General features: G+C 73.7%; 19 protein-coding genes. 13 read left to right on the forward strand and 6 right to left on the reverse strand.

Annotated elements, in window-relative coordinates:
- Positions 1–107 precede the first annotated feature (107 nt).
- Genes ABC138_RS08610 through ABC138_RS08620 form a run of 3 tightly spaced genes read left to right on the forward strand, consistent with a single transcriptional unit; the run spans position 108 to position 2,906 of the window.
- Positions 108–1,010, forward strand: coding sequence for a diacylglycerol kinase family protein (locus ABC138_RS08610; protein WP_345913407.1), 903 nt, complete (start codon positions 108–110; stop codon positions 1,008–1,010).
- A gap of 42 nt (positions 1,011–1,052) precedes the next feature.
- On the forward strand, positions 1,053–2,117 hold the full coding sequence (locus ABC138_RS08615; RefSeq protein WP_345913408.1) for a phosphotransferase family protein: 1,065 nt from the start codon (positions 1,053–1,055) through the stop codon (positions 2,115–2,117).
- A 30-nt stretch (positions 2,118–2,147) separates the two neighbouring features.
- Positions 2,148–2,906 (forward strand): SDR family oxidoreductase, encoded by a 759-nt coding sequence (locus ABC138_RS08620; RefSeq protein ID WP_338539042.1) that lies wholly within the window; start codon positions 2,148–2,150, stop codon positions 2,904–2,906.
- Here ABC138_RS08620 and ABC138_RS08625 read toward each other — a convergent pair.
- Positions 2,903–3,874, reverse strand: a complete 972-nt coding sequence (locus ABC138_RS08625; protein WP_345913410.1) for a WYL domain-containing protein — start codon at positions 3,872–3,874, stop codon at positions 2,903–2,905. The two genes, ABC138_RS08620 and ABC138_RS08625, sit on opposite strands and share 4 nt — an antisense overlap.
- A gap of 112 nt (positions 3,875–3,986) precedes the next feature.
- Between ABC138_RS08625 and ABC138_RS08630 the strand changes: the two genes are divergently transcribed.
- The 4 genes from ABC138_RS08630 (at position 3,987) to ABC138_RS08645 (ending at position 7,416) form a co-directional block, all read left to right on the forward strand.
- Positions 3,987–4,577, forward strand: a complete 591-nt coding sequence (locus ABC138_RS08630; RefSeq protein WP_345913411.1) for a DUF664 domain-containing protein — start codon at positions 3,987–3,989, stop codon at positions 4,575–4,577.
- 7 nt (positions 4,578–4,584) lie between these two features.
- Positions 4,585–5,214 carry a VOC family protein gene (locus ABC138_RS08635; protein ID WP_345913412.1) on the forward strand — a complete coding sequence of 210 codons (630 nt, stop codon included), beginning with the start codon at positions 4,585–4,587 and terminating at the stop codon, positions 5,212–5,214.
- Positions 5,215–5,284: 70 nt separating this feature from the next.
- Positions 5,285–5,797, forward strand: coding sequence for a MarR family winged helix-turn-helix transcriptional regulator (locus ABC138_RS08640; RefSeq protein WP_068327410.1), 513 nt, complete (start codon positions 5,285–5,287; stop codon positions 5,795–5,797).
- Positions 5,794–7,416, forward strand: a complete 1,623-nt coding sequence (locus tag ABC138_RS08645; RefSeq protein WP_345913413.1) for an MDR family MFS transporter — start codon at positions 5,794–5,796, stop codon at positions 7,414–7,416. Before ABC138_RS08640 ends, ABC138_RS08645 begins: the two co-directional genes overlap by 4 nt.
- A 72-nt stretch (positions 7,417–7,488) precedes the next feature.
- On the opposite strand, the gene ABC138_RS08650 is transcribed toward ABC138_RS08645, so the two are convergent.
- Entirely contained in the window at positions 7,489–8,598 is a 1,110-nt protein-coding gene (locus tag ABC138_RS08650) for a hypothetical protein (protein ID WP_345913414.1), read from the reverse strand.
- Between the two features lie 171 nt (positions 8,599–8,769).
- A complete protein-coding gene (locus ABC138_RS08655) occupies positions 8,770–9,693 on the reverse strand; it encodes a pseudouridine synthase (protein ID WP_345913415.1) in 924 nt (307 codons plus the stop codon).
- A 192-nt stretch (positions 9,694–9,885) separates the two neighbouring features.
- Here ABC138_RS08655 and ABC138_RS08660 point away from each other — a divergent pair, with 192 nt between their 5' ends.
- Together ABC138_RS08660 and ABC138_RS08665 are read left to right on the forward strand one after the other, a co-directional pair.
- On the forward strand, positions 9,886–10,908 hold the full coding sequence (locus tag ABC138_RS08660) for a pirin family protein (RefSeq protein ID WP_345913416.1): 1,023 nt from the start codon (positions 9,886–9,888) through the stop codon (positions 10,906–10,908).
- A 66-nt stretch (positions 10,909–10,974) separates the two neighbouring features.
- Positions 10,975–12,084, forward strand: coding sequence for a DUF2330 domain-containing protein (locus ABC138_RS08665; RefSeq protein WP_345913417.1), 1,110 nt, complete (start codon positions 10,975–10,977; stop codon positions 12,082–12,084).
- A gap of 7 nt (positions 12,085–12,091) precedes the next feature.
- On the opposite strand, the gene rsgA is transcribed toward ABC138_RS08665, so the two are convergent.
- Positions 12,092–13,177 (reverse strand): ribosome small subunit-dependent GTPase A, encoded by a 1,086-nt coding sequence (gene rsgA, locus ABC138_RS08670; RefSeq protein ID WP_345913418.1) that lies wholly within the window; start codon positions 13,175–13,177, stop codon positions 12,092–12,094.
- Positions 13,178–13,369: 192 nt separating this feature from the next.
- On the opposite strand from rsgA, the gene ABC138_RS08675 reads away from it, so the two are divergent.
- Positions 13,370–14,047 (forward strand): thermonuclease family protein, encoded by a 678-nt coding sequence (locus ABC138_RS08675; protein WP_068327429.1) that lies wholly within the window; start codon positions 13,370–13,372, stop codon positions 14,045–14,047.
- 1 nt (position 14,048) lies between these two features.
- Here ABC138_RS08675 and ABC138_RS08680 read toward each other — a convergent pair whose 3' ends face one another.
- Positions 14,049–14,528 carry an ATP-binding protein gene (locus ABC138_RS08680; RefSeq protein ID WP_068327432.1) on the reverse strand — a complete coding sequence of 160 codons (480 nt, stop codon included), beginning with the start codon at positions 14,526–14,528 and terminating at the stop codon, positions 14,049–14,051.
- Between the two features lie 101 nt (positions 14,529–14,629).
- On the opposite strand from ABC138_RS08680, the gene ABC138_RS08685 reads away from it, so the two are divergent.
- Genes ABC138_RS08685 through ABC138_RS08695 form a run of 3 tightly spaced genes read left to right on the forward strand, consistent with a single transcriptional unit; the run spans position 14,630 to position 17,675 of the window.
- Positions 14,630–15,511: a DUF5926 family protein gene (locus ABC138_RS08685; protein ID WP_345913419.1), complete on the forward strand. Its 882-nt coding sequence runs from the start codon at positions 14,630–14,632 to the stop codon at positions 15,509–15,511.
- A gap of 14 nt (positions 15,512–15,525) precedes the next feature.
- The gene (locus ABC138_RS08690) at positions 15,526–16,215 is read left to right on the forward strand and encodes a glycosyltransferase (protein WP_345913420.1); all 690 of its coding nucleotides are present in this window, start codon (positions 15,526–15,528) and stop codon (positions 16,213–16,215) included.
- Positions 16,212–17,675 (forward strand): hypothetical protein, encoded by a 1,464-nt coding sequence (locus ABC138_RS08695; protein ID WP_345913421.1) that lies wholly within the window; start codon positions 16,212–16,214, stop codon positions 17,673–17,675. The genes ABC138_RS08690 and ABC138_RS08695 overlap by 4 nt, the downstream gene beginning before the upstream one ends.
- 1 nt (position 17,676) lies before the next feature.
- Here the strand turns inward: ABC138_RS08695 and ABC138_RS08700 are convergent, their stop codons facing one another.
- Complete coding sequence (locus ABC138_RS08700; RefSeq protein ID WP_345913422.1) at positions 17,677–19,854, reverse strand: hypothetical protein; 2,178 nt, start codon at positions 19,852–19,854, stop codon at positions 17,677–17,679.
- Between the last annotated feature and the right edge of the window lie 4 nt (positions 19,855–19,858).

Consider the following 19,858-nt stretch of genomic DNA (forward strand, 5'->3'; position numbering starts at 1 on the left):
AAGATCAACAACGACCCGGTCCACGTCCGCCGTCGGCGCGTCGCGACGGGCGTGCCCTGCGACGAGCCGGCCCGCTCGATCGTCGTCTCCGACGACTCCAGGACATCGTGAGGACCGCACTCGTCCTCAACCCCGCGAAGGGGGGCTGGGAGCGCGTGCTCGACGGGGTCACCGCCGCGGCGGCGCAGGCCGGCTGGCCCGATCCCGCGGTGCACCTGACGACCCGCGCGGAGACCGGGCGCGCCCAGGCCGCGGCCGCGGTCGCCGCGGGCGCCGAGCTCGTCGTCGTCGCCGGCGGGGACGGCACGGTGCGCGCGGTCGCCCACGGCGTCGCCGGGTCCGGGGTCGAGCTCGGCATCGTGCCGACCGGCACGGCCAACCTGCTCGCCCACAACCTCGGTCTGCCCCGCGTGGTCGACGCCGCCGTGCGGGTCGCGCTCATCGGCCGCGCCCGACCGGTGGACCTGGGCCTGGCGCGCGTCGACGACTCGGGGGACCTCCCCTTCGTCGTGCTGGCGGGGATGGGCCACGACGCGGCGACCGTGGCGGCGACCCGACCGGGGCTGAAGGACCGCATCGGCTGGCCCGCCTACCTCGCCCCGGCGGCGGTGAGCGCGCTGCGTCGTCCGGTGCCGGTCACGGTGCGCCACGACGGCGGCGACCCCGAGCACCTGCGGGTGTGGAGCGTGCTCGCGGCCAACTGCGGCCGGGTGCGCGCGGGCGTCCACATCGCGCCGGGCGGGCTCGTCGACGACGGGCTCCTCGACGTGCTCGAGGTGGTCGTGCAGCGCCCGACCCACTGGCTCGGCGTCGCGGCGAAGGGGGTCTTCCGCCTCCAGGGGGACGTCGCCGGCCTGACCACCCGCGCCTCCCGCGAGGTCGAGGTGGTCAGCGAGGTGCCGCTGCACGTGCAGCTCGACGGTGACGTGCTCGACCCCGCGACCCGTCTGCGGGTGAGGTGCGAGCGGCATGCCCTCCTCGTCCGGGGGCCGTCGGCCGATCCCGGGTAGGGTCGGACCGACATGAACTCGGATTCAGCACAGGGAGTGGCGATGGGTGCCGGAGCGGTGCGGCCGGAGGACGCCTTCGACGCGACGAGGGTGGCGCAGTGGCTGCGAGCCCAGGTCACGCCAGACCTGGCGGCCCAGCTCGAGGGCGACCCCCAGGTCCGCCAGTTCGACTCGGGCGCCTCCAACCTCACCTACGAGCTGCGTTGGCCCGCGAGGGCGCTCGTCCTGCGGCGGCCCCCGCACGGGGCGCTCGGCGGCAGCGCGCACAACATGCGCCGGGAGCACGACATCCAGGCCGCGCTCGGCCCGGTCTTCCCGCACGCGCCCGGCATGGTCGCGCTGTGCACGGACGCGTCGGTGCTCGGCAGCGACTTCTACGTCATGGACAAGCTCGAGGGCACGATCCTCGGCAAGGACCTGCCCGAGGGCGTCACCCTCTCCCCCGAGCAGGCGACCGCCCTGTGCCACAACGCCCTCGCCGTCCTCGTCGAGCTGCACGAGGTGGACGTGACCGCGGTCCCCGAGCTCGCGGCCCTCGACCGCGGCGACGGCTACGTCCACCGCCAGGTCGAAGGGTGGACCCGCCGCTTCCGCGCAGCGGCGACCGACGACGTCCCGGACTTCGAGGACGTCATGGCCTGGCTCGCCGAGCACGAGCCGGCCGATCGCCCGCACGCGTTGATCCACAACGACTTCCGCCTCGACAACCTCGTCCTCGACGCCGACGACCCGACGCGCGTCGTCGGCGTCCTCGACTGGGAGCTCGCGACGGTCGGCGACCCCCTCATGGACCTCGGCGGGGCGCTGGCCTACTGGGCCCAGGCGGACGACGACGAGACGATGCGCTCCCTTCGCCTGCAACCCACGCACCTGCCCGGCATGCTCACCCGGGCCGAGGTCGTCGAGCGCTACTGCGCCGCGCGGGGGCTGCAGGTGAGCGAGCGCGAGTGGGCCTTCTACGAGGTCTTCGGGCTCTTCCGCCTCGCGGGCATCGCCCAGCAGATCTACCAGCGCTACCGCGCCGGTGCCACGACCAACCCACGCTTCGCCGTCTTCGGCCCGATGGTCACCTACCTCGGGGCCCGCTGCCGATCCCTCATCGGCTGACCTTCCCTTCGTCGCACGCCAGGAGTACTCATGACCTTCACGACCCTCATCACCGGTGCCAGCTCGGGGCTGGGCGCCGAGATGGCCCGCCAGTTCGCCGCCCTCGGCCACGACCTCGCGCTCACCGCGCGGCGCACCGACCGGCTCGACGCCCTCCGGGCGGAGATCGCCGTGGCGCACCCCGACCGTCGCGTCGAGACCTACGCCCTCGACGTCACCGACGACGCAGCCGTCACGCGGGTCTTCGAGCAGGCGAAGGGGGACCTCGGCCGCCTCGACCGGGTCGTCGTCAACGCCGGCCTCGGCAAGGGCGCCCCGTACGGCAAGGGCAGCCACTACGCCAACCGCGAGACGATCGAGACCAATGTCCTCGGCGCCGCGATGCAGACCGAGGCCGCGATGGCGATCTTCCGCGAGCAGCGGGCCGGCCACCTCGTGCTCATCTCCTCGGTCACCGCCCTGCGCGGCATGCCGAAGTCGATGACGACGTACGGCGCGTCCAAGGCCTTCCTCGCCGCGCTCGGCGAGGGCATCCGCAGCGAGATGATGGGCAAGCCCGACCTCGACATCGACGTCACCGTCCTCTTCCCCGGCTACATCCGCTCGGAGATGAACGAGAAGGTCGAGCAGAAGACGAAGTTCATGGTCGACACCGAGACCGGCGTGCGCGCGATGGTCGCGGCCATCGAGGCCCGCAAGGCCAAGGCACTCGTGCCGGCCAAGCCGTGGGTCGCCGTCGGCTCCGCGATGCGGGTGCTGCCGCTGTCCGTGGTGCGCAGGCTGCTCTAGGGCTCCAGCCTCGGGACCCGCGTGCCGGCCAGCGCGCCCACGAACTCGTCGATCGCGTCCGCCAGCTCCGGCGGGTCGAGGACGACCAGGCGCGCCCCGAGGTCGTGCGCCGCCATGGTCAGGTGCCTGGCGAGGTCGGCCAGGTCGTCGGCGTGCGACTCGAGGTCGGTCACCCCGGGCGAGACCTCGCTCGCCTCCCCGTACGCCGCGGGCACCCGGCGGCGCACCGCCTCGACGTCGGCGGTCAGGCGCACCCGGACCCGGTGCGCGTACCCGGCCCGCGTCACGGCGCGGCGCACGTGCTCGACGGCGTCGGGCGCCTCCCGCGGCGTGAAGCGGAAGGTCGAGGCGCGCACCCCGGCCATCCGGTCGAGGCGGAAGGTGCGCCAGTCCTCCCTTCGCCCGTCCCAGGCGAGCAGGTACCACCGTCGGCCGGTCGCGACGAGGCGGTAGGGCTCCACGTCCCGCTCCGTGGGCTCGCCGCCGCGGCCGGTGTAGCCGAAGCGGGCCCGGACCCGGTCGCGGATCGCGTGGGCGAGGACCACGAGCACGCCGGTGTCGACGTCGTCCGTCGCGCCGGGCAGGAGCACCGTGGCGTCGGCGAGCGCCGCGACCTCGCCGCGCAGCCGCGGCGGCATGACCTGGTCGAGCTTGGTGAGGGCGCGCACGGCGGGCTCGCCGATCGCCGAGATCCCCTGCGCGCCGACGCGCAGGGCGACGGTCACCGCGACGACCTCGTCCTCCTCGAGGAGCAGCGGGGGCAGGCGGCCACCCGTCCCGAGCCGGTACCCGCCGCCGACCCCCGACGTCGCCTCGACGGGGTAGCCGAGGTCGCGCAGCCGCCCGACGTCACGACGCAGCGTCCGCGTCGTCACCCCCAGGAGCTCGACGAGCTCGGGCCCGGTCCACACGGACCGGGTCTCGAAGAGCCCCAGCAGGCGCAGCGCGCGTTCGGTCGTCTCGGCCATGTCCACGAGTCTCCTCCGATCGGTGACAGGAGGTGTCCGCGATCGGCGGGACCGTGGGAGGCAGACGAAGGGAGGGACCGCCCCCTTCGACCACCCAGCCCAGGAGCACGCCATGTACGCACCCGCCGTCCACGACGAGGTCACCGGCTACGCCGAGTACGTCGACCAGCAGCTCGAGGCGATCCGGGCGAGCGCCCACGGCCTGACCGAGGAGCAGGCCCGCCTCACCCCGACCCGCTCGGCGCTGTCCATCGGTGGCCTGGTCAAGCACACGAGCCATGTCATCGCCCCGCCGGAGGAGAAGGGGCCGCGCGTCGAGGACGACGGCGAGGTCACCGAGGCCGCCTACGCGGCCTTCATGGCAGGCTTCGCACTGCGGGAGGACGAGACGCTCGCCGCGACGATCGAGGTCTTCGACCGGCGGCGCGTGGCGGTCGTCGAGTGGATCCGGGCGAGCGACCCCGCGCAGGAGATCACCGTCCCACCGGCCCCGTGGTACGGCCTGATGAGCCCGTCGCGGACGACCCTGCGGTACTCCTTCGCGCACTTCGTCGAGGAGCTGGCCCGCCACGCCGGCCACGCCGACATCATCCGCGAGCAGATCGACGGGGCGACCACCCTCGAGCTGACGCTCGCCGACACGGGCCGGCCGGCGACCCCCTTCGCCCAGCCGTGGACACCCACGGAGCCCGCCACGCCATGATGGTCAGGTGAGGATCACCGGCTTCGTCATCAGCACCCCCGACGTCGCCGCCGCGCAGGACGCGTGGCGGCGCCTCGGCGCGAGCGGCAGCGAGATCAGCTACGAGGTGGGCGAGAGCGGCCTGGCCGCCGTCGTCCTCGGCGTCGACGACGTCCCCGGGACCGAGCGACTGCTCGAGCGGCGCGGGCTCGTCCGGGACGCCAAGGGCTTCGACGTGGGCGGGCTGGAGTGGCGGCTCGCGCCCTTCGTCCCCGGCAGCACGGGCGAGGTGGTGCTCGACCACGTCGTCGTGCAGACGGGCGACGCGGAGCGGGCCGCGGCGCACTACGGCGCGCGGCTGGGCCTGGAGCTGCGGCTCGACCGGCGCCTCGAGGAGCACGGCTTCCGCGGGCTCTTCTTCCGCTGCGGCGACGCGGTGGTCGAGGTGGTGGCCCCGACGAAGGGGGTCGACGGCCCGGACCGCTTCGGCGGGCTCGCCTGGCGCACCACCGACCTCGACGCGACGCGCGAGCGGCTCATGGCCTCAGGGGTCGAGGTCTCGGAGGCCAGGGCCGGCCGCAAGCCCGGTACGCGGGTCGCGACGATCCGCGACCGGGCACTCGGCACGCCGACCCTGCTCATCGAGCACGGCACCTGATCCCGCATTGCCCTAGGGGAATGCAAACTCTCACTTGATTGCTTGCCTCACGCAGGTATATAGTTGCGGAATGCACGCAACCACTCCTGCCGTCGCAGTCCACCTGCAGGAGACGCTGGGCCGGGTCTTCGGGCTCTTCTCGAAGATGGTCCTGCGCCGCCAGGCGCTCGACCCGCAGGCCATGAGCCGCACCGACTACGCCCTCCTCGGCGCGCTCGAACACTGCCGCAGCGAGCCGGGCATCCGCATCTCCAAGGTGGCGGAGGCACTCGGTCACGACCTGTCGACGATCAGTCGCCGGGTCACCCACCTCGAGTCCCACGGCTTCGTCGAGCGACTGCCGGACCCGACCGACGGGCGCGCCTCGACCATCCGCCTGAGCCCCAGCGGCCAGCAGACGCTCAGCGACGAGCGCGGCAACCGCGCCGGCCTCCTGGGCCAGATCCTCGCGGACTGGCCGCAGGAGGACCTCGAGGACCTCGACCGTCTCCTCACCCGGCTGGCCACCGATCTTGCCGCCGACGCGCAGTCGGCGACGCACCCCCCTTCGCCCCTCCAGAGCACCGGAAGGACCGCCTCTTGAGCACCTCCCCCGCCCCCTACAAGCTGAGCCCGCAGGACCAGCGCGTCTTCATCGGGCTCATGCTCGGCATGCTCGTCGCCTCCGTGAGCCAGACCATCGTCGGGCCCGCGCTGCCGCGCATCGTCTCCGAGCTCGGCGGCATGGAGCACTACAGCTGGGTCGCCACCGCGGCCATGCTCGTCTCCGCCGTCACCGTGCCCATCGTCGGCAAGTTCTCCGACCTCTACGGCCGCCGCGAGTTCTACCTCGCCGGCATCGTCGTCTTCATGGTCGGCTCGGTCATCGCCGGGTTCTCCCAGAGCTTCTGGATGCTCGTCGCCGGTCGCGCCGTGCAGGGCCTCGGCATGGGCACGCTCATGCCGCTGTCGCAGACGATCATCGGCGACATCATCCCGCCGCGTCAGCGCGGGAAGTACCAGGGCCTCATGGGCGCGGTCTTCGGCGTCACCTCCGTCGCCGGCCCGCTGCTCGGCGGCGTCATCACCGACCACCTCGGCTGGCGCTGGCTCTTCTTCGCGTCCCTGCCCATCGGCCTGATCGCGCTGGTCTTCATCGCCAAGTTCCTCCACGTCCCGCACACCCCGCGCCGGGCGCCGATCGACTACCTCGGCATCGCGACGCTCTCGACGGGACTCGTCGCGCTGCTGCTCGCCGTCTCCTTCGGCGGGTCGAGCTGGGCCTGGGGCTCGAGCGAGTCGCTCGGCCTGTTCGCGCTGAGCGCCGTCGCCCTCGTCGCCTTCGTCGTCGTGGAGCGCAAGGCCGTCGAGCCGGTGCTGCCGCTGCGCCTCTTCGCCGACCGCACGATCAGCCTGAGCCTCGTCGCGGCCTTCGGCATCGCGATGGTCATGTTCGGCGCGATCATCTACATCCCGGTCTTCGCCCAGGGCGTCATCGGCGTCAACGCGACCAACTCCGGGCTGATCCTCATGCCGCTCATGCTCGGCTTCATCGTCTGCGGCATCGTCACCGGGATGCTCATCACCCGCACGGGGCGCTACCTGCCCTTCATGCTCACCGGCATCGTGGTCATGGCCGCCGGCGTCCTCATGCTGACCCGCCTGGACCACACCGCGACGAGCCTGGAGCTCACCGGCTCGATGGTCGTCCTCGGTATCGGGCTCGGCATGGCGATGCAGCAGTTCACCCTCGTCGTGCAGAACTCCGTCTCCCGCGCCGACATGGGTGTCGCCACGTCCTCGACGCAGTTCTTCCGCAACGTCGGCTCGACCGTCGGCATCGCGGTCTTCGGGACGGTGATGTCGAGCGGCCTGCAGGAGAGGATCGCGTCGCACCTGCCCGACGGCCTGCCGGCGGGCGCAGGCGCCCACATGGACGCCGGCGCGGTGCTCGACCCGAGCGCCCTGGCCACGCTGCCCCCGACCGTCGCCGAGGCCGTGCGCTGGGGCCTGGCGGAGAAGCTCAACGACGCCTTCATGCTCGGCCTGCCGATCCTCGCGGTCGTCTTCCTCGCCACGCTCTTCATCCCCAACACGCCGCTGCGCGAGACCAACGAGGACCACCCGGTGGAGGACGCCGCCCAGCACACGCTGGACGCCTACGCCTCCGACGCGGGGGCCGTCGACGACGAGTCGCAGCTGGCGACCGCGCGCCGCCCCTGACGCCCCCGGGCCACGCCCTTCGCCCCCACCCACCCGACCAGGTGGCGTGGGGGCGAAGGCGTCGTCAGGTGGTCAGCGGGAGCGGCCGGCGAAGGGGGCGACCACGCCGATGCGCGAACCCTTCACGGCGCCGACCCACAGCTCCCCGCCGACCTGGGTCGCGACGGTGGGCGCGCGGAAGCCCGCGGGGTCCCCGGACCAGACCGTGCGCACGTCCATCGTGCGCGGGTCCATCGCGTAGACGTCCAGACCGGTGGGGCAGTTGGCCAGGTCGTCGCGCTGGCAGGCCTGCACGTCCGCGACGGTGAAGTCCTGGCCCGTGACGAGCAGCTCGCCCGAGCGCGACCACCGCAGGTTGTCGGGCATGAGGTCGACGTCGGCGACCGCGCGGGTCGTCCCGGGCCGCGACCCCTCGAGCGGGATGCGGTGGATCCGGTTGCGCCCCCACTCGGCGACGTAGGCGCTCGACCCGTCCTGGCTCACGACGACGCCGTTGGGCCCGAAGGTGCTCGAGCCCGGGACCGTCGACCAGCCCGTGCCGGGCTCCCAGCGCTGGAGGCTGCCGGTCGCGGTGTCGCTGAAGATCTGGCTGAAGGGGTCGGAGAGCGTCGGGTCGAAGAAGTCGGTGGCCACCAGCCCGTCGCCCTGCGGCAGCGGCGCGACGCCGTTGGCGAAGGTGCCCGCGGGCATCTCGACGCAGCCGCGCCACGTGAGGCTGTCCGCGCGCGGGTCGAGGGTGAAGACCTCGATGGCCTCGCGCCCGCCGTGGTTGACGACGTAGACGTCGAAGGTCCCACCCTCGCCCCGCTCGGCGGCGATGCCGTGCGGTGACGCGAGGCTCGGGTCGGGCGGGCCGGGGCAGTCGCCGTAGAGCGCGCGGTCGTGGTCGACGCCCCACGTGCTGTCGGGCCAGATCTCGGTGGCCACACGGGTGCGGCTGTCGATGGCGTACAGGTGGCCGACCGAGGAGTCGGACAGCGGGTCGGCGGCGAGCCCGCTCGCGAGCACGGTGTCGGTGCCCGGGAGGGTGACGAGGTCCTCGGGGCTCGCCGGACCGTCGAAGAAGGACACGGCGGGCGAAGGGGGTCCCGCCGGGGCCGCGGTGGCCGTGGCGGCGGCGCCCAGCCCGCCGACCGCGACGACCGCGGTGGCGAGGAGGGCGAGTCTGGGGCGTGCTGTCATGTGTGGCGCTCCTGGTCACATCGGTGCAGGGACGCCACGGACGACGCGCACCGTCGGCCTGCGTCCTTGCAGACTCCATGTAGCACTCGCTACATGGAGATCGAGAGTGGCACGGATGCCGGCGTTCGGCAAGCGGTCGGCGGGTGGGTCGCCGTCGTCAGCGATCGCGACTCAGGCCTGCGCGGAGAGCGGCAGCTGCCGGGCGCTGACGAACCTCCGCTCGCGCCCGTCGACCGGGTCCACGAGCTCCACGGTGCTGGCGAGGAGCTGGAGCGGTCGGGTGAAGTCGTCGACGGACACGTCGAGCACGTCGGGGTAGAGCGGGTCCCCCACGATCGGGATGCCGAGGTCGTGCAGGTGGAGCCGCAGCTGGTGGGTGCGTCCGGTCCGCGGCGTCAGCCGGTAGAGCGCGAGGTCGCCGGTGCGGGACTCGACCTCGACGAGGGTCTCCGCGTTGACCGGTGCGTCGGGGACGACCTGCGCCTGCCACACCCCGCGCTCCTTGCGGATGTGGTTGCTGACCGTGACGGGCAGGGCCAGGTCCTCGCGCCACGGGGCGAGCGCGAGATAGGTCTTGCGCACCCGTCGCTGCTCGAAGAGCGACTGGTACGGCCCCCGCCACCGTCGCTCCGTCGCCAGCATGAGGACGCCCGAGGTCACCCGGTCCAGACGGTGCAGCGGGGAGAGCTCGGGCAGGCCGAGCTCGTCGCGCAGCCGGACCACCACGCTCTGCCGCACGTGCCGGCCGCGCGGGATGGTGGAGAGGAAGGGCGGCTTGTCCACGACGAGCAGCCGCTCGTCGCGGTGGAGGACCGTCAGCTCGCCGGGCACCTCGACCTCGTCGCGCAGGTCGCGGTGGAACCACACGAAGGTGTGCGGGCGGTAGACGTCCCCGGGCAGGACCGGGGTGGCGTCCTCGTAGACGAACCTCCCCGCGGCGAGCATCCCGTCCACGTCGACACCCTCGGGGGAGGTGTCCCGCAGCCAGGCCGACATCGTGGACCACGGCCGCGGACGACCGTGGTCGAGGTCGAGCGTGCGCACCCACGCGGCAGCGAGACCGTGGCGCGCAGGCAGGGGTGAACGTGGGGGCACGCACGCGAGACTAGACCCGGCCCTTCGAGACGGTTGCTGCGCAACCTCCTCAGGGACCGGGGGGGCGGTTGCTGCGCAACCTCCTCAGGGACCACGGGGGGACGGTTGCTGCGCAACCTCCTCAGGGACCACGGAATGTTTGATTTTCAACTACTGTTGGACCAAGGGACCGCAACCCCGAAGGAGCACCCGATGCCCGCCGTGACCGTCGACAACATCCTCACCCTCCCCCGCGTGACCCAGCCGCTGCCGGACACCGTCTCGCGCCCCGTGCTGTCGGTGAGCACGGCGCCCCGGAGCCACGAGGGCGAGGGCTTCCCCGTCCGCCGTGCCTTCGCCGGCGTCGACATGGCCCGCCTCGACCCCTTCATCCACATGGACCAGATGGGTGAGGTCGAGTACGCCCCCGGCGAGGCCCGCGGCACGAGCTGGCACCCGCACCGCGGCTTCGAGACCGTCACGTACATCATCGACGGCACCTTCGCCCACGAGGACACCCACGGCGGTGGCGGACTGATCACCGACGGCGACACCCAGTGGATGACCGCCGGGTCCGGCCTGCTGCACATCGAGGCCCCGCCGGAGGAGCTCGTCGTGAGCGGCGGCGTCTTCCACGGCCTGCAGCTGTGGGTCAACCTGCCGAGCCACCAGAAGATGGCCGACCCCCGCTACCAGGACATCCGCTCCGGCCAGGTCGGCCTGCTCTCCAGCCACGACGGCGGCACGCTGCTGCGCGTCATCGCCGGCGAGCTCGACGGCCACGAGGGGCCGGGCATCACGACGACCCCGATCTCGATGATCCACACGACGATCGCGCCCGGGGCCCGGATGCACATCCCGTGGCGCGAGGACTTCAACGGCCTCGCCTACGTCCTGTCCGGACGGGGCGTCGTCGGCCCGGAGCGCCGACCGATCCGCGAGGGCCAGCTCGCCGTCTTCGGGGCCGGCGGTGCGCTCGAGATCGCCGCCGACGACAACCAGGACTCGCGCAGCCCCTCGCTCGAGGTCGTGCTGCTCGGCGGCCGCCCGATCCGCGAGCCCGTCGCCGCGTACGGCCCCTTCGTCATGAACACCCGCGAGGAGCTCGTCACGGCCTTCGAGGACTTCCAGGCCGGGCGCCTCGGGGTCATCCCCAAGACGCCCAGGGTCCGCTCGGCGCTCGAGATCGCCGAGGCCATGTCCCGGGGCGACCGCCCCGGTCACGACGTCCTCTGAGGGGAGCCCTCCCCCTTCGTCCCGCCGCGCCCGTGCACCACACTGGCGGGGACGAAGGGGGATGACGTGACCATCTCGAGGACGGGCCTGCGGGCCCTGGCGATCGCGCTGCTCGTGACGCTCGTGCAGGCCGTCGGCGTGGCCGCGCCCGCCGTGGCCTGCGCGTGCGGAGGCGTCGAGGCACCGGAGGGCGAGAGCGTGTCCGTCAACGAGGAGTCGGCGGTCGTGCGGCACGACGGCGAGACGGAGGACATCCTCCTCAGCTTCGACATGTTCACCTCGGCCCAGGACGTCGCGCTCATCCTGCCCTTGCCGGCGAGGGCCGAGCTCGACCTCGCCGACGTCGACACCCTGGGCCAGCTGGCCCGGGCCACCCGCCCGGAGGTCGTCGAGCGCAAGGTGCTGCGCGGCCTGCAGCTCCCGGTGATCGGCGGCGCTCCGGCCGGCGAAGGCACCACGGCCGGAGCGCCGCCGAGCGTGCGCGTCCTGGAGCAGCGGGAGCTCGGACCCTTCACGGCCACCCAGCTGACGTCGACGTCCACGGGCACGCTGACGCAGTGGTTGCAGGACAACGGCTACCGCGTGCGTGACGAGGTCGTCGAGTCGACCCGCCCGTACCTGCGCAAGGGCTGGGTCATCGCCGCCATCCGCCTCACGGCGGGCCCGGACGCGCCCCACGCCCTCGACGGCGAGCTCCAGCCGATCCGGGCGACCTTCCCCTCTCGCGAGATCGTCTACCCGATGCGGATGCAGGCGCAGGCCATATCGGTCAGCACGCTGCGGGTCTACACCCTCACCGAGCACCGCACGGAGGTCGACTTCGGGGCGATCGAGCCCGAGGTCGCCTTCGCCGGACCGCTGCGTGCGGCCGATGTCCCGCGGGGCTCGACCCTGGCCGAGCTCACGCAGGGCGCCCCCTTCGTCACGCGGTTCGACGCGTACGTCCGGCCGGACGACGTCACGAGCGACATGACCTTCACCCGCTCCGCGACCGACCGGACCTACCGCCGGCAGACCCTCGTCGAGGTCGACTACCCCTGGTACCTCAGGGTGTTCGTGCCCTCGTGGGGGACCTTTTTCTTCTGGGTGGTGGTCCTGCCCGTCCTGGCCCTGCTCGTCGGGGTGCCGGCACTGGCCGTGCGCCTGGTCCGGGGACCGCGGTCCGCGCGGCGCTGAGACCGGCTCAGCCGAAGGGGTCCTGCCCCCGCTTCAGCGCCGCCTGCGCCTTGCCCCCGCGACCGAGCGCGACCCACCGCTTGCGGGCGGCCGCCCGGGCGACGGGGTCGGTGCGCATGGCGATCCACTCGGCCTCGCGCTGCAGCTTCTGCCAGCTGTGCCAGCGCCGCGCGTCGAGCTCGCCGCCCTCGAGCGCGGCACGCACCGCGCAGCCCGGCTCGGTCTCGTGCGCGCAGTCGGCGAAGCGGCAGGCGGCGATGAGCTCCTCGACGTCGGGGAAGGTGAGGGAGACTCCTTCGCCGTCCTCGTGCAGCCCGATCGAGCGCAGCCCGGGGGTGTCGATGAGCACGCCCCCGTCGGGGAGCAGGACGAGCTCGCGCGCGGTCGTCGTGTGGCGCCCCTTGCCGTCCTGCCGGGTGTCGCAGACGGCCTGGACCGGCTGCCCCGCGAGGACGTTGACGAGCGTCGACTTGCCCGCGCCGGACTGCCCGATGAGGGCGGTCGTGCCACCGGCGAGCGCCGCCGCGAGCTCGGGGACACCCTCGCCGGTCTCGGCGGAGACGACGAGCACGCCCACCCCGGGCGCCGCGGCCCGCACTTCGGCGACCGTGGCGTCGGGGTCGAAGGCGAGGTCGGCCTTGGTGAGCACGACGAGCGGATGCGCCCCGGACTCCCACGCGACGACGAGGTAGCGCTCGATCGTCGAGAGGTTGACCCGGGTCTCGAAGGGCACCGCCACGAGCACGTGGTCGAGGTTGGCGGCCATGACCTGCGCGTCGGACCGCTCGCCGGCGGTCTTGCGCACGATCGCGCTCCGCCGCGGCAGCACGGCGCGGACGACGTCACCGTCGGGACGGCGCTCGAGCCCGACCCAGTCGCCGGTCGTCGGCTGGTCCTCGAGGGCGCTGCCGGCGGGCAGGCGGACGAGCGCCGGCACGGCGCCGTCGGCGGTGTGCACGGTGACCCGGCCGCGGTCGACGCGGCCGACGCGTCCCGGCACGAGGACGAAGGGGGCGCCCGTCGCCATCTCGTCGAGGGCGGCGGCGCTCCCTTCGTCCCAGCCGAGGGAGGTGAGTGCGGTGGAGTCCGTCATCCCGTCCAAGGTGGCACCGGGCCGCGGCGGGCGCCAGCGATTTACCGCCCCGGGACGCCTCGGCGAAGGACCATTGACAGATCAACTTCCTGCCGCGAGGATGCGCTCACGACCGACGGTGACCCCTCCCGCCGGTCCAGATCTCCTCCCTTCGCCACTCCATCGCCACACCCTCACCCCCGGAGCCCTGCCGTGATCCGCCGTACCGCTGCCCTCGCTGCCGCTGCCCTCGTCCTGTCCGCCCCCGCCGCCACGGCCGCCCCAGCCGTACCCAAGGGCAGCTACGCCGCCAAGGTCGTGAGCGTCACCGACGGGGACACCATCCGCATCCGCTACCAGGGCCGCTCGACCCCGGTGCGCCTCATCGGCCTCGACGCCCCGGAGATCTCCCCCCGCGAGTGCTACGGCAGCCAGGCCACGTCCCGGATGGCGCAGCTGACCAAGGGCGGCACCGTCTACATCAGGACCGACGGCACCCAGGGCAACAAGGACAGGTACGGCCGGCTGCTGCGGCACGTCTACACCCCGGGCGGCACCTCGCTCGCGCTCACGATGATCAAGGGTGGCTACGCCCGCGAGTACACGTACAGCCGCGCCTACAAGGGCCAGTACTCGCACCGCCGGGCACAGTCCTCCGCCAAGGCCGCCGCGCGCGGTCTGTGGGGTGCGTGCGCCAGGCCGAAGCCCACCCCGACCTCCACCTGCGTCGGCAAGATCAAGGGCAACATCTCCAGCAGCGGCGAGAAGATCTACCACGTGCCCGGCGGTCGCTACTACAGCGTGACCAAGATCGACCTCGGCAAGGGCGAGCGCTGGTTCTGCACCGAGACCTCTGCCCGCAACGCCGGCTGGCGCAAGTCCAAGGTCTAGGTCAGGGGCCGACCCTGCGGCGCGACGGGCCGCCGAGCGCGGCCCAGACGGTCGTCTGCTTGTCGTCGCGCTGCACGCCCCACTCGTGGGCGATGCTGCGCACGATCCGCAGGCCGCGCCCGGAGGTAGCCCAGACCGCCCGGGCGGCGGGGACCGGCTCGGTGTCGGAGCCACCGTCGCTCACCTCGACCTCGACGTTGTCCCCGCGGGCCTTCCAGTGCACCCGCACGGTCCGGTCGGACAGGGGCGTCGCGTGACGCAGCGAGTTGGTCACGAGCTCGGTGACGACGAGCTCCGCCTCGCCGACGACGTGCTCGCCGACCCCGCGGGCGACGAGGTCGAGGGCGATCGCCTCGCGCACCTTGGTGACGGTCTGCAGCTCCCAGCGGGCGCGGATGGTGCGGGCCTGGCCGCGACCGATCTCGCCGCCGAAGGAGTCGAGCTTCGGCGCGTCGGTGCGTCGGTCGTGTGCCTCGGACATGGTGTGCGGATTCCCTCGGTTGCGGTCGCTGGCCCCCGTCATTGTCCCCGCCCCGGCGGTGCGGCCCAACTCCCACCCCGTCACGGCCTACGCTGACCGCCATGGGTAAGGCTTCACGACGCAAGAAGGACGCGCAGGGCAAGACCAAGGTCGCCCCCGCGCCGTATGTCGCACGCCCCTTCGCGGGGCTGCCGGGCGAGCCGGACTGGGTGGCGGCGTACGAGATCCTGCCCGCCGCCACGGCGACGCTCCACCTCGACCCGGCGGCGGTGCCGGAGGGCTCGCCCGAGACGGTGACGCTCGCGACGGTGCTGCCGATGGCGTGGCCGGCCCTGCGCCGCGACACCGGCGAGATCCTCGTCGCGACCCAGGCCGGGTCCGCGAGCGGCGACCCGAGCCGCGACATGGCCCAGGCCCTGCTCACCGCCCTCGCCACCGAGCCGGGCGCCCCGGTCGCGCAGCTGCCGCGCACCACAGCCGAGACCCCGCGCCTGCAGGACCTCGTCGACACCTCCGCGCCCTTCGAGCTGACCGTCCACGAGGGCTTCGACTTCTGGGTCGAGGGCCAGGAGGTCTCCGGCGAGGCGGCGGCCTCCCTCGAGCGCGCCAACGAGTCGGTCGTCCCGAGCACCCCCGTCGCAGGTACCCCGAGCACGTACTGGTGCCGCATCGGCGAGCGCACGTACATCCGTCACGTGCTCGCCGACGACGAGGAGACCGCGACGACCGCCCTCGCCCGCCTCCACGCGAAGGGGGAGGCCCACCTCGACGAGGAGCGTCGCCTCCTCGGTGCCTTCCGCGCCGGTGGCCTCATCGTCCCCGTCTGGGAGGTCGCCCCCGACTCCGAGCCGGCCGAGCACGAGGGTGCCGTGGCCGACTTCGCCGCGCGCTACGCGACGGCTGCCGCATCCACCGACGAGCTCACCGCCGAGGAGCGTCGGGCCCGGTCCGGCCTGATCTCGCGCCAGGTGACGCTGCGCTGACCATGGGTGCGCGGGTGGCCGCGATCGTGCCGGCCAAGGACGAGGCGGACCTCGTCGCGTCGACGGTCACGGCACTCCTCGGCCTCGACGACGTCGCCCTCGTCGTCGTCGTCGACGACGGCTCCACCGACGCGACGGCCGCCAACGCCGCCGATGCCGGTGCGCTCGTCGCGCGGCACCCCGCCAACCAGGGCAAGGCCGCCGCGCTCGAGACGGGCGTGGCGAGGCTCGCCGCCGAGGAGGAGCGCACCGGCACCGGTCCGCACGTGCTGCTCTTCGCCGACGCCGACCTGGGCCCGTCCGCGGCCAACCTCGAGCCGCTGCTCGTGCCGGTCCTCGCGGGGACGGCCGACCTCGCCGTCGCCAACATCCCGCGCAGCGCCTCCTCGCTCGGTGCCGGGCGGGTCGTGCGGCTCGCCCGCGCGCAGATCGAGGCGATGACGGGGCGCACGATCGAGCAGCCGCTCAACGGCATGCGGGCGCTGACCCGGGAGACCTTCGCGGACGCGACGCCGCTCGCCACGGGCTGGGGCGTGGAGGCGGCGATGCTCGTCGACGTGCTGCGCGCCGGGCGCCGGGTCGTCGAGGTGCCCGTCGAGCTGACCCACCGCCGCACGGCCAACGACATCAAGGGGCGCGTACACCGGGCCATGCAGCTGCGCGATGTCTCGGGCGCGCTGCTCGCCCGGCGCTTCCTGTCGTGACGCGGGCCCGCACCGACCGCGACCCGCTCGGCGTGGGTCTGCTGGTCGCCGGCATCGGGCTGCTCCTGCTCGTCGGCGCGAGCGGGGAGTCGCTCGCGCTGCCACCGCTGGGCCCACCCGGCTGGGCCTCGCCGGCCCTGCCGTGGCAGCTCGGTGGTTGGACCGTCGTCGCCCTGCAGACGACCGGCTACCTGCTCGGTGCCGCGTCGCTGTGGCGGTACGTGCGGCGGCCGAGCCCCCTTCGCCTGCGGTGGTGGCACCTGGCGCTGCTCGCTGCGCTCGTCCTGCTCACGGCCCCCTTCGGCACGGCGGACCACACGAACTACGCCGCCTACGGGCGGATCCTCGTCGAGGGCGGCGACCCCTGGTCGGTCGTCCCGGCGAGCTGGCAGGACGGCCTCGACCCGGTCGTGAGCCTGGTCCAGGCCCCGTGGCGGGAGGCCCCGAGCGTCTACGGGCCGGTCGCGGTGTGGCTCATGGGTCTCGCGGGCCGGCTCGGCGGCGACACCGCCCGGCAGGTCGTCCAGGTCTGGCAGGTCCTCGTCGTGGCCGCGTGGCTCGGCACCCGCGAGCTGCTCGTGCGCCTGGGCACCGACCGCCCGACCGTCGACCGCTGGTGGACGACCAACGTCCTCGTCCTCGGCGCGGGCGTGCTCGGCGCGCACGTCGACGTCCTCGCGGTCGCCGCGATGGCCGCCGCGCTGGGCCTCGGCCTGGCCCGCAGGCCCCTCCTCGCGGGGCTGGCCGTCGGGCTCGCCGCGAGCACCAAGCTGACCGCCGGCGTCGTCGGCATCGCCCTGCTGTGGGCGATCCTCGCCCGGGACACCGGCCCCGCGCGGCTCCGCCCGGCCCTCGCGCTCGTCGGCGGCGCGCTCCTCGTGCTCGTCCCCACGCACCTGGCCGTCGGCACCCACGCGATCTCCCGGGTCGTCGGCGCCGGCGGCGGGATCTCGTACGCGATGCCCTGGCGCGCGGTCTACACGGCGCTCGACGTCGTGCTCGGCGAGGGGAGCGCCCGCTCGGTGACGACCTGGCTGGCCGCGATCGGGTGCGTCCTGCTCGCGGTCGCGCTGTGGCACATCACTGCCGGGCTCACCGACGTGGTCGCGGTGCGGGTGCTCTTCGTGCTGTCGACGGCCTACGCGCTCGGCGCCGGGTACGTGCTGCCCTGGTACGAGCTGCCGCAGTGGCTCGCGACGGCCGTGCTCGTCGGGCTGCTCGGGCGGGAGGGCTGGGAGCGGTTCCGGCCCCTGCTGCTGGTGCTCCTCGCCCGCTCGAGCGTCCTCGCGCTCGCCTACGTCCCCGGCCGGGTGCGCCTGCCCGAGGACATCGAGACGGTGACGCTGGGCTTCCGCTTCGTCGCCTCACCGCTCGCGACGCTCACGGTCTGGGTCGTCATCGCCGTGATGTGGCGCCGGTCCGCGAGCACTCAGGGTCGTGCTACTGCACCTCGTGGTTGATTCAGCCACGAGATGCAGCAGCACGACCTCTTGTGCTCGCCGGCTGCGTCCCGACGACGAGCACGACGAGCGCGGGCGCGAGGACGAGCGCGGCAGCCGCCGGGATCGCGGTGCCGGAGTCGTTGAGCAGGAAGCCGACGGTCAGCGCCACGACGAGGGCCGTGAGGCCGATGCGCAGGCCGGCGTGGGCATCGAGCAGGGGTGACACGCGGCGGCCCAGGGCGCTGTCCGGGCGCGCGAGCACCCAGATCACCGCGACGAGCACGACCGGCACGAGCAGGGCGGCGCGCTCCGGGCCGAGCAGCAGGTCGACGTTGGTCTCGAGCTTGCGCACGATGATCGCCCACGCGTCGCCGTCGAGGAGCGTGCCGAAGAACCGGCCGAGGTGCGTGCGCTGCTCCTCCGGCCGCAACCAGTCGGCGCCGGCCATCGCGAGGAACCCGACCGCGGTCACCACGCCGATCCCGAGCACCCGGGCCCACGTGACGCGCACGCCCGCCACCGCGAGCACCAGGTAGACCACGGAGGGGATGAGCGCGAGCGCCCCACCCCCGTCGGCCCCGAGCCAGGCATCGACGAGGAAGGTCGCGCCGCCCAGCACGAGGACGACCCCGACCGCGGCCCGGCGCCGCCCCGCCGCGAGCAGCGGGCTGACGAGCGCCGTGACCAGCAGGAAGGCGGAGGCGACGAAGATGGCGAAGGGGACGTTGCCGAACCCGTGGAACCGCCCGCCGTCGAGCGGCAGCAGCCCCAGGACGGAGAGCATCGTCATCCGACCGCTGCCGAGCAGCAGGTCGCCGGCGAGGACCAGCCAGGTGAGGCCGGCGACGACCCCGACCGGCACGAGCGCTGGGGCGAAGGGAGAGTCCGGCGCTCTCCGCCGCCCGAGGACGAGCATCCCGAGCAGGGTGAGCGCGACGACCACGAGGTCGATGACCACCACCCGCGCGACGAACCCCGCGAAGGGCTCGTCCGTGGCGAACCACCGGGTCCGTGTCACGAGGTAGGTCGAGACGGGCAGGGCCATCGCTGCCAGCCCCACGACCCCGGTGACCGCGGTGACGACCGGCCGGGTGCGCGGTGCGAACCGCCACGCCACCGCGGCCGCGACGAGCAGGAGCGCCAGCCCGACCCCGAAGCCCCGGAAGAAGGGCGGGATCACCCGGTCCGCCTCGCGCAGCTGGGTGTCGTCGTCGACGAGCCGGGCGCGGCGCTCGGCGAAGGACCCCGTGTCGCCGACCGGCACGAGCTCGCGACCGGCGATGCCGTCGGGGGGTGTGATCCCGGCGATCGCGAGCGCCGTGTGCGTCACGTCGGCCACCTGCGCCATCTCGTCCCGGGTCGTCGAGTCGGAGTGCAGCCACCCGGGCTCGGTGCCGCCGCCACCCATCGCGAGGACCCGCAGGCCGGGCTGGCCGCCGTCGTCGGAGAGGCCGGCGAGCAGCACCACGGTGTCCGAGTGCGCGGTCGTCAGGACGTCGCGGACGGTCTCGTCGACCGCCGTCACCTGGTCGGCGCGCACCTTCGAGGCTCCTTCGTCGCTCCTCAGGTCACGGGGGGCGGCGGGGACGGTGACCGCCGGCGCGCCGACGAGCGTGATCGCGCAGGTCTCGTGGACGCCGGGTTCACCGTGCGGGATGACGCCCTCGAGGTCCGGCATCGCGAGGACCGCGCCGTCGCCCGAGCCGGCGATGCACCCGCCGGCGTCGGCCACGGCCTGGCCGAGGACCCCGATCCGGGCGTCGAAGCCCTGTGCCGCGACGCCCTGCGACAGGCCGCGCCAGAATTCGCGGTCCATGTCGACCGCGACCAGCTCGGGGCCGGACCCTGGGCCGGGCAGGCTCGGCAGCGGCGAGCAGCGGGGCAGCGCACGCGGGTGAGCGCGCAGCTGTCCCCGCGTCACATCACGCGGCTCGGCGGCGCGGGTGCCCGCCGACAGACCGAGCCAGCCGTCGCTCGGGCACGAGGTGAAGTACGTCGAGCGGACGTTGACGTTGGTGACCGCCGCGTCGCCGGCGAAGGAGTGGATGGCTGGGGCCCCCTTCGTCGTGATGTCGCTCCACGAGAGGCCGGGCGCGCCGATGACGACGACGTCGCGGGGAGCGTCCGCGGCCTGCGCCGGCGTCGCAGCGCCGAGCAGCACGAGGCCGGCGAGGACGAGCAGGGCGAGGCGGAGCATGGAC

Origin of the sequence: Janibacter sp. LM (genome assembly GCF_039631275.1) — a bacterium.
GTDB classification, from domain to species: domain Bacteria; phylum Actinomycetota; class Actinomycetes; order Actinomycetales; family Dermatophilaceae; genus Janibacter; species Janibacter terrae.

Coding starts and splice junctions, on each gene's coding strand:
- ABC138_RS08615 (WP_345913408.1), top strand. CDS start 1,053: ATGGGTGCCGGAGCGGTGCGGCCGGAGGACGCCTTCGACGCGACGAGG.
- ABC138_RS08620 (WP_338539042.1), top strand. CDS start 2,148: ATGACCTTCACGACCCTCATCACCGGTGCCAGCTCGGGGCTGGGCGCC.
- ABC138_RS08625 (WP_345913410.1), bottom strand. CDS start 3,874: ATGGCCGAGACGACCGAACGCGCGCTGCGCCTGCTGGGGCTCTTCGAG.
- ABC138_RS08630 (WP_345913411.1), top strand. CDS start 3,987: ATGTACGCACCCGCCGTCCACGACGAGGTCACCGGCTACGCCGAGTAC.
- ABC138_RS08640 (WP_068327410.1), top strand. CDS start 5,285: ATGCACGCAACCACTCCTGCCGTCGCAGTCCACCTGCAGGAGACGCTG.
- ABC138_RS08650 (WP_345913414.1), bottom strand. CDS start 8,598: ATGACAGCACGCCCCAGACTCGCCCTCCTCGCCACCGCGGTCGTCGCG.
- ABC138_RS08660 (WP_345913416.1), top strand. CDS start 9,886: ATGCCCGCCGTGACCGTCGACAACATCCTCACCCTCCCCCGCGTGACC.
- rsgA (WP_345913418.1), bottom strand. CDS start 13,177: ATGACGGACTCCACCGCACTCACCTCCCTCGGCTGGGACGAAGGGAGC.
- ABC138_RS08680 (WP_068327432.1), bottom strand. CDS start 14,528: ATGTCCGAGGCACACGACCGACGCACCGACGCGCCGAAGCTCGACTCC.
- ABC138_RS08685 (WP_345913419.1), top strand. CDS start 14,630: ATGGGTAAGGCTTCACGACGCAAGAAGGACGCGCAGGGCAAGACCAAG.
- ABC138_RS08700 (WP_345913422.1), bottom strand. CDS start 19,854: ATGCTCCGCCTCGCCCTGCTCGTCCTCGCCGGCCTCGTGCTGCTCGGC.